The sequence below is a fragment of the Pseudomonas sp. ICMP22404 genome (assembly GCF_006227205.1).
GTDB lineage: Bacteria > Pseudomonadota > Gammaproteobacteria > Pseudomonadales > Pseudomonadaceae > Aquipseudomonas.
Genome location: NZ_VCNG01000001.1, coordinates 101,625 through 114,015, shown reverse-complemented (window position 1 = coordinate 114,015; position 12,391 = coordinate 101,625). Strand labels below are relative to the sequence as shown.

11 protein-coding genes are annotated in these 12,391 nt (G+C 62.1%); 4 read left to right on the top strand and 7 right to left on the bottom strand.

From position 1 onward, the window contains the following. Positions 1–98: 98 nt before the first annotated feature. The 4 genes from FGE05_RS00505 (at position 99) to creD (ending at position 4,360) form a co-directional block, all read left to right on the top strand. A complete protein-coding gene (locus FGE05_RS00505) occupies positions 99–605 on the top strand; it encodes an ATP-dependent zinc protease (RefSeq protein WP_139640697.1) in 507 nt (168 codons plus the stop codon). Positions 606–674: 69 nt separating this feature from the next. Continuing rightward, entirely contained in the window at positions 675–1,367 is a 693-nt protein-coding gene (creB, locus tag FGE05_RS00500) for a two-component system response regulator CreB (RefSeq protein WP_139640695.1), read from the top strand. Beyond that, positions 1,367–2,785: a two-component system sensor histidine kinase CreC gene (gene creC, locus FGE05_RS00495; RefSeq protein WP_139640693.1), complete on the top strand. Its 1,419-nt coding sequence runs from the start codon at positions 1,367–1,369 to the stop codon at positions 2,783–2,785. Before creB ends, creC begins: the two co-directional genes overlap by 1 nt. 201 nt (positions 2,786–2,986) lie before the next feature. Next, entirely contained in the window at positions 2,987–4,360 is a 1,374-nt protein-coding gene (creD, locus tag FGE05_RS00490; protein ID WP_139640690.1) for a cell envelope integrity protein CreD, read from the top strand. Positions 4,361–4,543: 183 nt separating this feature from the next. On the opposite strand, the gene FGE05_RS00480 is transcribed toward creD, so the two are convergent. The 7 genes from FGE05_RS00480 to FGE05_RS00450 form a co-directional block, all read right to left on the bottom strand. Continuing rightward, positions 4,544–5,173 (bottom strand): glutathione S-transferase, encoded by a 630-nt coding sequence (locus FGE05_RS00480; protein ID WP_053190510.1) that lies wholly within the window; start codon positions 5,171–5,173, stop codon positions 4,544–4,546. Positions 5,174–5,273: 100 nt separating this feature from the next. Continuing rightward, a complete protein-coding gene (locus FGE05_RS00475) occupies positions 5,274–6,575 on the bottom strand; it encodes an MFS transporter (protein WP_139640686.1) in 1,302 nt (433 codons plus the stop codon). A gap of 196 nt (positions 6,576–6,771) precedes the next feature. Continuing rightward, a complete protein-coding gene (locus FGE05_RS00470; protein ID WP_139640684.1) occupies positions 6,772–6,951 on the bottom strand; it encodes a hypothetical protein in 180 nt (59 codons plus the stop codon). Beyond that, the gene (locus tag FGE05_RS00465) at positions 6,948–8,078 is read right to left on the bottom strand and encodes a PepSY domain-containing protein (RefSeq protein WP_024779429.1); all 1,131 of its coding nucleotides are present in this window, start codon (positions 8,076–8,078) and stop codon (positions 6,948–6,950) included. Before FGE05_RS00465 ends, FGE05_RS00470 begins: the two co-directional genes overlap by 4 nt. A gap of 103 nt (positions 8,079–8,181) precedes the next feature. Beyond that, positions 8,182–10,620: a TonB-dependent siderophore receptor gene (locus tag FGE05_RS00460; RefSeq protein WP_139640682.1), complete on the bottom strand. Its 2,439-nt coding sequence runs from the start codon at positions 10,618–10,620 to the stop codon at positions 8,182–8,184. 226 nt (positions 10,621–10,846) lie between these two features. Further along, positions 10,847–11,830: a FecR domain-containing protein gene (locus FGE05_RS00455; RefSeq protein ID WP_139640680.1), complete on the bottom strand. Its 984-nt coding sequence runs from the start codon at positions 11,828–11,830 to the stop codon at positions 10,847–10,849. After that, entirely contained in the window at positions 11,827–12,345 is a 519-nt protein-coding gene (locus FGE05_RS00450; RefSeq protein WP_139640678.1) for an RNA polymerase sigma factor, read from the bottom strand. Before FGE05_RS00450 ends, FGE05_RS00455 begins: the two co-directional genes overlap by 4 nt. Between the last annotated feature and the right edge of the window lie 46 nt (positions 12,346–12,391).

Below are 12,391 nucleotides of genomic sequence, written 5' to 3'. Positions count from 1 at the left end.
GTTTCACCTTTTGAGCGATATGCTGGTTGCCTTTCTGGAGCAACCGAACGAATCCGCCGCTCACGGTCTAAAAAGCCACCCACACGGAGCCCTATTGCATGAAATCCATTTTCGCCCTGCTTTCCCTGGTGGCCCTTCCCGTGCTGGCCGCCGAACCGACCCTCTATGGACGTTACGAATACATCGCGCTGCCGGAAATCGGCGGTGAGGTGCTCAAGGCCAAGATGGACACCGGGGCCCTGACCGCCTCGCTGTCGGCCAAGGACATTGAAACGTTTACCCGCGACGGTGATGACTGGGTGCGCTTCCGCCTGGCGACCAAGGACGCGAGCAACAAGGTCTACGAGCACAAGATCGCACGCATCAGCAAGATCAAGACCCGTTCCGAGGAGGATGAGGACGACGATGAAAAGATCGCCCCCACCAAACGCCCGGTCGTGGACCTGGAGCTGTGCCTGGGTAACGTCAAGCGTACCGTCGAGGTCAACCTGACCGACCGCAGCAGTTTCAATTACCCGCTATTGATCGGCGCCAAGGCCCTGCGCGAATTCGGTGCGGCGGTGAACCCGGCCCGACGTTTCACGGCGGACAAGCCCGACTGCTGATTTCCCCGATTGACGTGCCCCAAGGCTTGGGGCACCGTTCCGGCAACTTTACTGTCGGGCTCGCAAGACATGCCTCATATTCTGATTGTCGAAGACGAAGCCGCCATCGCCGATACGCTGGTGTTCGCCCTGCAAGGGGAGGGCTTCGAGACCACTTGGCTGAGCCTTGGGGCCGCCGCGCTCGAACACCAGAAAAGCACCCCCGCGGACCTGATCATCCTCGACGTGGGGCTGCCGGATATCAGTGGTTTCGAGACTTGCAAAAATCTCAGACGTTTCAGCGACGTTCCGGTCATTTTTCTGACAGCCCGGGATGGTGAGATCGACCGGATCGTGGGTCTGGAGATCGGTGCCGATGATTACGTGGTCAAACCCTTCAGCCCTCGCGAAGTGGCCGCCAGGGTCCGGGCGATCCTCAAGCGGGTAGCGCCAGCGCCAGTGCCACGACCGGCCGGGGAACTGGGCGCGGCGTTGTTCCAGGTGGACAGCGATCGCGTGCAAATCAATTATCGCGGTAAACCGCTGAACCTCACTCGCCACGAATTCCGCCTGCTGAACTGTCTGCTGGAGCAGCCCGAACGGGTATTCAGTCGCGAACAACTGCTCGACGCCCTGGGCGTGGCCAGCGATGCCGGCTACGAGCGCAGCATCGACAGCCACATCAAGAGCGTGCGCGCCAAGTTGCGCCTGGTCAGGGCCGAGGCCGAACCGATCCAGACCCATCGTGGCCTCGGCTATAGCTACAGCCCGGGGCATAGCTGATGCCGTTGGGAATCCGCATCTTTCTGGTCTATGTGCTGTTCATCGGCTTGACCGGGTATTTCGTGCTCGGCACGGTGATCGAGCAGATCCGTCCCGGCGTTCGTCAGTCCACCGAGGAAACCCTGGTGGACACGGCCAACCTGATGGCCGAGATCCTGCGGGATGATTTCAAGGCTGGGACGCTCAACCAGAATCGTTGGCCGCAGCTGCTCAAGGCCTACGGCGAGCGTCAACCGGCGGCGACGATCTGGGGCTTACCGAAGAACCAGGTCAGCCATCGCATCTACGTCACGGATGCCAAGGGCATCGTGGTACTCGACTCCAGCGGCGTGGCGGTGGGCCAGGACTACTCGAACTGGAACGATGTCTACCTGACCCTGCGTGGCCAGTACGGTGCCCGCTCGAGCCGCAGCGTCGCGGATGACCCGAGCTCTTCGGTGATGCACGTCGGTGCGCCGATCCGCGATAACGGCCGGATCATCGGCGTGGTCACGGTGGCCAAGCCCAATAGCTCGCTACAGCCCTATATCGACCGCACGGAACGGCGACTACTGCTCTATGGTGTCGGCTTGATCGGCCTCGGCCTGGTGCTGGGGGCGTTGCTGTCGTGGTGGCTCAGCTCGGCGCTACGCCGCTTGACCGCCTATGCCCAAGCCGTCAGCCAAGGGCAGCGAGTGGAAGTGCCGCATTATCGCGGCGGCGAGTTCGAGCAACTGGCGCACGCCCTGGAGCACATGCGTACGCAGCTCGAAGGCAAGGCCTACGTCGAGCGCTACGTGCACACCCTGACGCACGAACTCAAGAGCCCGCTGGCGGCGATTCGCGGCGCCGCCGAGCTGTTGCAGAGCGACATGCCCGCCGCGCAGCACCAGCGCTTTGTCAGCAACATCGACAGTGAAAGCGTGCGCATGCAACAGCTGATCGAACGGTTGCTCAACCTGGCCCAGGTCGAGCAGCGCCAGGGCCTGGAAGAACAGGTCGCGGTGCCGCTGGCGGCGCTGCTGGATGAACTGCTGGAGGCCCGTAGCGGTTGGATCGAACGCCGGCAACTGCGGGTCGAGCGGCACATCGCCGCCGACCTGACGCTGACCGGCGAAGCGTTTCTGTTGCGCCAGGCCTTGGGCAACCTGCTGGACAATGCCTTGGATTTCACCCCCGCCGAAGGCGTGTTGCGCGTCAGTGCCGCGCGCAGCGGCAATCGTGTCGAGATCCGCCTGTTCAACCAGGCCGAGCCGATTCCCGACTACGCCCTGCCGCGCCTGAGCGAGCGCTTCTATTCCCTGCCGCGCCCGGACACCGGCCGCAAGAGCACCGGCCTGGGGCTCAATTTCGTGGAGGAAGTGGTGCAGCTGCATGGAGGCGAATTCGCTATCGGCAATGTCGAGGGCGGGGTGGAAGTGGTGCTGCGGTTGCCCTGAGATTCGGCGCATAGCCTTTGTGGGAGCGAGCCTGCTCGCGAATGCGGTGAACCCGTCGACATCATCCTCAATGACACACCGCTTTCGCGAGCAGGCTCGCTCCCACAGGTTCTCTAGTCTCCACACAATCTCCACATTGCCTACATAAACAGCCCACACAGCGCCGCCAGACTCTCCCCATTCGAACAGGGAGAGCCCCACATGAACCGCAGCCTCGCCATAAAACTGGGCATGATCGCCCTATTGATTCTCTTGCTGATGATTCCGCTGTTGATGATCAACGGCCTCATCGACGAGCGCCAGTCCCTGCGCGACGGTGTGTTGCAGGAGATCGCCAGCAGCTCCAGCCACAGCCAGCAGCTCATCGGGCCGATGATCGTGGTGCCGTTTCGCAAGGACGTGCGGGTCTGGAATACCAACGAAAAAACCGGTGTCCGCTTCTTGGAAACCGTTGAGCAGAGCGGTGAGTTGTATTTCCTGCCGGAGCAGTTCGAACTCGACGGCCAGGTTCGGACCGAAACCCGTGCCCGGGGAATCTACGAGGCGCGGTTGTTCCACGCCGACAACCGGATCGATGGACGCTTCAAGGTGCCTGAGCGCTATGGCTTGGCCGCCAAGGATATGGCCGATTACCGCTTCGACGAACCGTACCTGACCGTGGGCATCAGCGACATCCGGGGTATCGAGAATGCGCTGACTCTGAAACTCAACCAGCAGACGGTGGACTTCCTGCCCGGCTCGCGGGTCGGCTGGGTGGGGCAGGGGGTGCATGTGCCGCTGCCGATGGTCAACGCCCAGAACAACGCCGAACTGACTTTCGGTTTCGACCTGAGCCTGCAAGGCACCGGCGAGTTGCAGATCCTGCCGGTGGGCAAGACCAGCAAAGTGCACTTGACCGCCGACTGGCCGCACCCGAGCTTCATCGGCAACTACTTGCCCGTCAGCCGCGACATCAACGAGAAGGGCTTCAGCGCCGACTGGCAGACCTCGTTCTTCTCGACCAACCTTGAAGAAGCGTTGCAGAACTGCGTGTCGGGCGAGAGCTGTGAGACGTTCCGCAGCCGTGCCTTCGGCGTGAGCTTCATCGACCCGGTGGACCAGTACCTCAAGAGCGATCGTGCGATCAAATATGCGTTGCTGTTCATCGCCCTGACCTTCGCCGGCTTCTTCCTTTTCGAAGTGCTCAAGAGCCTGGCGGTGCACCCGGTCCAATATGCCCTGGTGGGCGTGGCGCTGGCATTCTTCTACCTGCTGCTGTTGTCTCTGTCGGAACACATCGGCTTTGCCCCGGCGTACCTGGTGTCGGCCAGTGCCTGTGTACTGTTGATCGGGTTCTACGTCTGCCATGTGCTGCGCAGCGTGAACCATGGCCTGGGCTTCTCGGCGGGGTTGGCGGCGCTGTATGCCTTGCTCTACGGCTTGTTGAGTGCCGAAGACTACGCACTGTTGATGGGCTCGCTGTTGCTGTTCGGGCTGTTGGGTGTGTTCATGGTGCTGACCCGTAAACTGGATTGGTACGGGGTCGGATCGAAACCGGCGCCTGCCATGACCTTCGATCTGGGAGAGGTGAAATGAGCCGGTCGCTGGGGTTGCGCGAAGATCGGCGGGTGAGGGAAGTGCTCGTGGCGCTTGTATCTGAGTTGTTTCCGTTGGATCCGGTGGGCCTCTATCGCGAGCAGGCTCGCTCCCACAGGTCCGGGGCTGTCCTTTGTGAGAGCGAGCCTGCTCGCGATGAGGTCGTCACATTTGGAGAAAGATCTAGATCCTGGGCACGGTAGCGACCATTGAAGGCCGCAAGCTCACCTCGGCAAACCACGCCGCCAGCTGCGGATGGGTCTTGCGCCATTCCAGGTCGGGATGGCGCAGGTCCAGGTAACCCAAGGCGCAGGCGACGCTGATGGACGCCACGTCGAAATGGCTGGCCAGTTCGGCAATCGCTTCGGCTTCGAGCATGCCCAAGGCGCGGCGAATCTTGTCCCGTTGGGCGTCGAGCCATTCGTCCCAGTGCTTTTCCGCCGGCCGCAGGGCGGTTTCATAGCGGACCATCACCGCCGCATCCATGATCCCGTCAGCCAGGGAGGCCAGGGTCAGGCGCCGCCAGCGGGCCGCGCCGTCACGGGGGATCAGTGGGTTGCCGACGTGCTGGTGATCGAGGTAATCGAGGATGACGCGGCTGTCGTGGATCACACTGCCGTTGGCCAGGCGCAGGGCCGGGATCTTGCTCAACGGGTTGTCATCGATGAGTTTCTGGTCCGGTTTGACGGGCGTGAGCTGGCTGAGCTGTAACGCCACGCGGTCCTGCTGGCCGGTTTCGTGCAGCAGCACCAGGACCTTGCGAACGAAGGGCGAGGCGGGGTTGTGGAACAGCGTCATGCTGGGAACGGACATGGCAGCGTCTCGATCAGGGAAGGATGTCGCGCAGCATAGCGCGATCATCAATGCGCAAGGCAAGGGTGACCGAGCCCTGCGGCCCGGTCTGTGCCTCGGATCACACGGCCGGTTGAAGGGCCTGCGGCTCCAACGGGGCTGGCGTTGCCGGTTGTTGCTTGAGTTCCCGGGCGACGGTCCAGACGATGAACGCAGCAATCACGTCAAAAATCGCCAGCAGCACGAACAGCGGGCTATAGCCGATTTTTGTCACCATCACGCCAAACAACAGCGTGAAGGCCGCGGCGCCCAGGTAACCGAACATGCCGCCCATGCCGGTGGCGGTGGCGACTTCATTCTTGCCGAACGAGTCGGACGTGATGGCATACAACGCACCCGACAGGGTCTGGTGGGCAAAGCCACCAATGCACAGCAGGGCGATTGCGGTGTACGGACTGTCCACCAGGCCGATGCAGGCCGGGCCAACCATGCAGGACGCGCCGAACAGCAAGACCATCTTGCGGGAGGTGAACAGCGACACCTTGCAGTATTTGTGAAAGAACGGGCTCAGGTAACCGCCCAGCACGCAACCCAGGTCGGCGGCCAGGAACGGCAGCCAGGCGAACATCGCGATCTCCTTGATGTTCATGTGCCGCTCGGTCATCAGATACAGCGGGATCCAGGCGTTGAAGGTCTGCCAGGCCGGCTCGGAGAGGATCCGGGCGCTGGCGATGGCGTAGAAGTTGCGGCTGGCGATGATCTTTTTCCAGTTGCCTTTCTTCGGATTCTGCTCCTGGAAGTGGGCTTCCTGGCCGCTGATGATGTAATCGCGCTCGGTGTCGCTCAAGCGCTTCTGGTCACGGGGGTGCTTATAGAGGACCAGCCAGAGAAACGTCCAGACGATGCCCAGGCCACCGACGATCAGGAATGCCAGTTCCCACCCACTGTTCAGGATTGCCCAGACCACCAGCGGCGGCGCGAGGACAGCACCGATCGACGAGCCGATGTTGAACCAGCCGATGGCGACCGAGCGCTCCTTGGCGGGGAACCATTCGGTCGATGCCTTGACGGCGGCGGGCAGCCCGGCCGCTTCTGTCAGGCCAAGCAAGCCACGGAAAAATGCCAGGCCTTGCCAGCCCGAGGCCATTGCTGCGGCGGCGCAGGCGATAGACCAGGCGAAGGCGAAAATGGCGAAGCCCATCTTGGTGCCAATGGCATCGATGATGTAACCGGCCACCGGCTGCATCAGCGCATAGCAGATTTGCCAGGCGACGACGATATGGGAGTACTGCTCGGTGGAGATATTCATCTCGCTCATCAGGGTCGGAGCGGCCACCGAGAGGGTATTGCGCGCCAGGTAGTTGACCATCAGGCCGGCCGTGACCAGGCCGACCATCCACCAGCGGATGCCTTTAATCTTCATCACTTCACCATCGATTATTTTTGGAGTTGGTGTCGCTGTTGTAGGTTGTCGTACAACATTAGCCTTTATAGGAGTGCAAGGAATAATTTGTCAACAAATATGTCAGCGATTGGGCGAGTTTCAGGGCGCCCGAGGATGGTGTCATCGTATGACTGGTCTGTGGAGGGGGCTCAATCGGTTAGAGCGCCTTGGTGACTCAGCGGCGCGGGACCAGTCCCCACACCGCCACGACAGAAGGGATACCCAGCCCCAGCCAGCTCACCGCATCCCACAGACCATCGCCGAGCAAGGCGCTGAATAGCCCAGCTGCGCAAAGGGCGCCAATGGCTGCGGGCATGCCGAACACTTTCCAGACACTTGACTGCCGGGGCTTCACGAGACGGCCTCCCTATCGGCAGCCACGCGCAGGTTCGTTCTACGCCGCACCACCCAGAGGTAAACGCCGCTGCCGAGGACGATGATCGTTAGCACGTCCAGGGCCGCCCAGAAGATCTGCATCGGCCTGCCGCCGTAGTCGCCGAAGTGCAGCGGCAGGGACAGGCTCATCAGGTCCATGTACCACGGTCGTTCGGCCACGGCGGTGACGTCCAGAGTGCTGGCGTCGATGAGTACCGGTGTCAGCAGATGGGCGGTCAGGTGGGTACTGCCCTTCATGAACACGCCATAGTGGTGTGCGCTGGAAAACAAGGTGCCGGGGAAAGCAATGAAGCTCGGCTCCATGCCGGGTGCGACGTTCCTGGCGATGTCCAGCAGGCGGGTGGCCGGCGCCAGTTGCTCCAGTGGCGCCGCGTTGCGGTAGGGCTCGACCATGGCACTGAGACTGTCGTTGCGCCACGCCGCGATGATCAGGTCGGCGCAGGCGGCGATTACGCCGGTGACTCCAACCGTCAATGCCCAGACCAGCGTGACCACGCCGATCAGGTTATGCAGGTCGAGCCAGCGCAGACGCGGGGACTTGTCCTGGCGCACCGTGGCGAACTTCAGGCGCCGCATGAACGGCAAGTACAGGACCACGCCGGAAACGATGGCGACCACGAACAGCAGTCCCATCGATGCCAGCAATAATTTGCCAGGCAGTCCGGCATACATGTCCACGTGCAGGCGCCGCATGACCATCATGAAGCCGCCATTGGCCGCAGGTGTCTCCAGGGCCTCGCCGGTACGGGCGTCGAGCATGAAAGTATGGGAGGCATTGGGTTCGGTACCCGGTGTCGGGGCCATGATGGTGACGACGCCGTTGGGCTCGTCCTCGTCCCAGCCAAAATACTGCACCACTTCACCTGGGCGATGGGCCTTGGCCTTTTCCACCAGTTGCTGGAGGTCAAGCCGCGGCGTATCGGCGGGCATGTCCCGAAACTCCGGAGCATCGCCCAGCAGGTGTTCGATCTCGTGATGGAAAATCAGCGGCAACCCGGTGACTGCCAGCATCAGCAGGAACACTGTGCAGATCAGGCTGGACCACGTATGGACGAAGGACCAGCGGCGGATGGTTTTACTTTTCATGAGGGGGTCCGATTGCGAAAGCGCTTCACTCAAGAGCTGTGTGATTCATCGTGGCGAGGGAGCAAGCTTCCTCGCCACGGACTCTTCAAATGAAGGCGGCCAGTTACCACTTGTAATTCACACTGGCGACCACGTTGCGTTGATCGCCGTAGTAGCAATAGAAGCCGTCGCAGGTGGAGAGGTAGTCCTTGTTGAAGATGTTCTTTGCGTCCACCGCCACCGATACGCCTTTGAGGGAGCTGCTCACACGCCCCAGATCGTAATGGGCCGATGCGTCGTAGACGGTGTAGGAGCCGACATGACCCCAATCGGTGTTGGTGGTGTTGCCGTAGGTGTCGCCGACGTAACGCACACCGGCACCGACACCGAAGCCGTCGAGCAGGCCGTTGTGCCAGGTGTAGTCGGCCCACGCGGTGGCCTGGTTGCGTGGCACCTGGGCCATGCGCTTGCCCTTTTCAGCTGCGGTGCCCTTGGTGATTTCGCTGTCGTTGTAGGTGTAGGAACCGATCAGTTTCAGATTGTCGGTGACGTCACCGGAGGCTTCCAGCTCCAGGCCGCGTACCTGCACCTCGCCGACTTGGCGGGTGATGTTGTTTTCGGTCACGGAGTTGTTCTTCTGGGTCAGGTCGAACACTGCGGCTGTCAGCAGGGTCTTGGTGCCTGGGGGCTGGTACTTGATGCCAGCCTCGTACTGTTCGCCCTCGGTCGGTTTGAACGCGTCGGTGCTGTTGACGGTCGAGCCGGCCGCCGCCTGGAACGACTGGGCGAAAGAAATATAAGGCGTCACGCCGTTATCAAAGACGTAGCTCAGTGCGGCGTTACCGCTGAATTTCTTATCGCGCTGAGTGTTCGTGGCGTTGTTCAGGTTGTGGAACTCGGTGCCGGTGTGAATCCAGTCCTCACGACCGCCTAGGGTCAGGCGCCAGTTGTCCAGGGCCATCTGGTCCTGGATATACAGACCGGTCTGCTGGGTCTTCTGGTTGTAGTCGTACATATCGAAGTACTGGACGTTGGAAAAATCCTGCCCATAGATCGGGTTGTTGATATTGGTGGTCGGGACGCCGGTGGATCCCCATTTCCAGCGCGAATTGCTGTTGGAACGCTGATGGTCCAGGCCAAGCAATAGCGTATGGCTCAGGGCACCGGTCTGGAAGTCGGCCTGGAAATTGTTATCGACGGCGAACTGACTGATGTCTTCGTTAACGATACCGGCGCTGCGTTTGACCGTGCCGTCGGCGCTCACGGCTTGATCGGGGCCCGCCGGGAAGAACGACCCGCCGGCGGTGAGGCCCTGGAATTCCAGGTCGCTCTTGGTGTAGCGCAGGTTCTGGCGGAACTGCCAGGTGTCATTGAAGCGATGTTCGAAGGCATAGCCGAGGGCGTAGTAGGTGCGGTCGTAGAATTCCCAGTCCGGATCGCCCAGGTTCTTGTGGTGGGAAATCTTGCCGGCCGGCGAGGACAGCTTGGTGCCTTGCAAGGGCAGGAATTGCCCGGTGATGCCAGTGTCGTCGCGGGTGTACTGGGACAGGAAGGTCAGGCGAGTGTCGTCGTTGATGTTCCAGGTCAGGCTCGGGGCGATGTTGTAGCGCTTGTCCGGGATGTGATCGACCTGGGCATTGCTGTCGCGCACGGTGCCGCTGAGCCGATAGAGGAATTGGCCTTCGTCATCGATCTGGCCGGTGCTGTCGAAGTTGATCTGCTTGTGTTCATAGCTGCCGGCCTGCAACTCGACTTCGTGGCTGCTCTCGGCTTGTGGGCGACGGCTGACCATATCGAGCATGCCGCCGGGTGGTGTCTGGCCGTAGACCGACGATGCCGGACCACGCAGCACGGCGATGCGCTCCAGGTTCCAGGGCTCGATTTTCGGCGTGATGTAGTTGCCCTTGGGCAGCGGCAGGCCATCGAGAAACTGAGTCGGTATGAAACCGCGCACCAGCAGCCAGTCGTTACGCGAATCCGAGCCGTAGCCGCTGCTCTGCACACCGGCGGTGTAGCGCAGGGCATCGTTGAGGTTGAGGACCGAGCGATCCTCCATCTGCTGGCGTGTCACCACCGAGACCGAGCGCGGCAGTTCGACGATCGGCGTATCGGTCTTGGTGCCGGCGGCGGTGCGAGTGGCTGCATAGCTCTCGCTCGGGCCCCAGGCGCTTTCGCTCAGGCCGGCGCCGATCACGCTGGTTTCCGGCAGGGCCATGACGCCTTCGGGCACGGCCACCAGGCTGTAGGTGCCGGTGCTGCTCTGTTGCAGTTGCAAGCCGGTGCCGCGCAAGGCTTCACGCAATGCGCCCGCGGCATCGAACTGGCCCTGGACCGGGGCCGAGGTTTTGCCTGCGGCCAATGTCGGGCTCAGGCTCAGAGCGAGACCGGCCTGACTGGCGATCTGGTTCAGGGTGCTGGCCAGTGACGCGGCGGGCAGGTTGTAAGTGCGCACGCTGGACGGCTGTTCGGCCGCCAGGAGTGGGCCGCTGGCCAACGGGACGGCAAGGACGATGGCAACGGCCAACAGGCTGGGGCGCAACAGGGTGTCTAGCGGGCGGGACATACGGCGGCTCCTGAATGGAAATATTTCTCAATTGCCTGGATGCCGAATGAAAATGCAAAAGTGATAGGGGTAGATGAAAATAATTTAGATTCAGGATTTAAACCAGACCTGTTTTGTGCAGGGCTGACGGCCCCTTCGCGAGCAGGCTCGCTCCCACAGGGATGGATGCGCGCCAATGCATTGTGGAAGCGAGCCTGCTTGCGAAGGCGATCCCATGGATCACCTTTTATCGGGCCTTGGCCCCGGTGCTGGGTTGCACCACCACCCACCACCGCGTGTGATGCTCAATCTGCACCGGCAAGGTCGGCAGCAGCGCGCTCAGGGCCAGGTCGGTGTCATGCAGCGGAAAGCTGCCGGTGATGCGCAAATCCGCCACTTTGGGCTCGACCCCCAGGTAGCCGCGTCGATAGCGCCCCAACTCATGCACCAGATCTTCAAGGCGAGCGTTCTCTACCACCAGCATGCCACGGGTCCAGGCATCGGCGCCGGGGCTCAGGGCCAGGGTGGGGCCAAGGCCGTCACGGCGCATCAGCACCTGCTGGCCTTCGCGCAGAATCTGTTCTTGCCCCGAGGCCTGTGGGTGGGCGGCCACGGCGGATTGCAATACGCTCAGGCGAGTGCCGTCGTCCTCGCGCTTGACCAGGAACCGCGTGCCCAGGGCGCGCAGGCTGCCTTCGCGGGTTTCGACGATAAACGGACGTGGGTCGTTGTGGCCGGTCTCCACCAGGATCTCGCCCTCCTGGAGAACAATGCGTCGTTGTTTAGCGTCAAAGCGCACGTCCAGCGCGCTGTGGGTGTTGAGGTTGATCAGCGTGCCGTCGGCCAGGCGCAGGGTACGTTGCTCGCCGGTTGCGGTGCGTTGGTCGGCCAGCCAGTAGTCCAGCGGCAGATAACGTTCACCGGCAAACAATGTCAGGCCGATGACCGCGACAATGCTGGCCAGGCTGCTGCCCACTTTGCGTATCCGGCGACGGATACTCACCCGCGATTGCAGTAGCGCGGCCCGCGCCGGTCCGTTGGCAACGCTGAAGCGCTGGTCGAGCATGCCCAACTGCCGCCAGGCCCGGGCATGTTCTTCATCGGCGGCGTGCCAGCGGGCGAACGCTTCGCGCTCCTGAGCGCTGCCGCTGCCTGAATCCAGCGACAACTGCCAGGCAATGGCGGCATCCAACACGCTGGCCGAGACCGGTTTGGAATGGGCCGGGCTCATGTCGGCTCCCCATAGAGTGCGATGTAGCACTGTCGGATGCCCTGCGCCAGATACTGGCGTACCCGTGGCACCGAAACCCCCAGGCGCTTGGCGATTTCGGCATGGCCGAGGCCGTCCAGCCGGTTATACAGGAACGCGGCGCGAGCCTTGCTCGACAGCTTGCCGAGCAGGCGATCGATCTGCCTGAGGTCTTCGAGGATCAATTGCTGTTCTTCCAGCGACGGCTGTTCGCCTTCGGGAATCAGCATCAGTTCGGTGAGGTAAGCCTGCTCCAGGGCGGCCCGACGGAAATGATCGAACAGCAGGCCTTTGGCGATTGCCACCAGGAATGCCCGGGGCTCGCGGGGGGCCGTCAGCTCATTACGGCCGAGCAGGCGCACGAAGGTGTCCTGGCTCAAGTCCTCGGCCCGTTGCGGACAGGCCACGTTGCGCCGCAACCACGCCAGCAGCCAACCGCGATGATCACGGTACAACGCACCAACCAGATCGTTGCGGGGGCTAGGGACTGACGACACGGAGCATCACCGATGTTTTAAGTAACGAGAATTGTTCGCGATTGTG

What these genes read in the sequence shown, in the direction of transcription:
- FGE05_RS00475 (WP_139640686.1), bottom strand. Translation starts at nt 6,575, where the DNA reads ATGAAGATTAAAGGCATCCGCTGGTGGATGGTCGGCCTGGTCACGGCC.
- FGE05_RS00505 (WP_139640697.1), top strand. Translation starts at nt 99, where the DNA reads ATGAAATCCATTTTCGCCCTGCTTTCCCTGGTGGCCCTTCCCGTGCTG.
- creB (WP_139640695.1), top strand. Translation starts at nt 675, where the DNA reads ATGCCTCATATTCTGATTGTCGAAGACGAAGCCGCCATCGCCGATACG.
- creC (WP_139640693.1), top strand. Translation starts at nt 1,367, where the DNA reads ATGCCGTTGGGAATCCGCATCTTTCTGGTCTATGTGCTGTTCATCGGC.
- FGE05_RS00460 (WP_139640682.1), bottom strand. Translation starts at nt 10,620, where the DNA reads ATGTCCCGCCCGCTAGACACCCTGTTGCGCCCCAGCCTGTTGGCCGTT.
- FGE05_RS00455 (WP_139640680.1), bottom strand. Translation starts at nt 11,830, where the DNA reads ATGAGCCCGGCCCATTCCAAACCGGTCTCGGCCAGCGTGTTGGATGCC.
- FGE05_RS00465 (WP_024779429.1), bottom strand. Translation starts at nt 8,078, where the DNA reads ATGAAAAGTAAAACCATCCGCCGCTGGTCCTTCGTCCATACGTGGTCC.
- creD (WP_139640690.1), top strand. Translation starts at nt 2,987, where the DNA reads ATGAACCGCAGCCTCGCCATAAAACTGGGCATGATCGCCCTATTGATT.
- FGE05_RS00480 (WP_053190510.1), bottom strand. Translation starts at nt 5,173, where the DNA reads ATGTCCGTTCCCAGCATGACGCTGTTCCACAACCCCGCCTCGCCCTTC.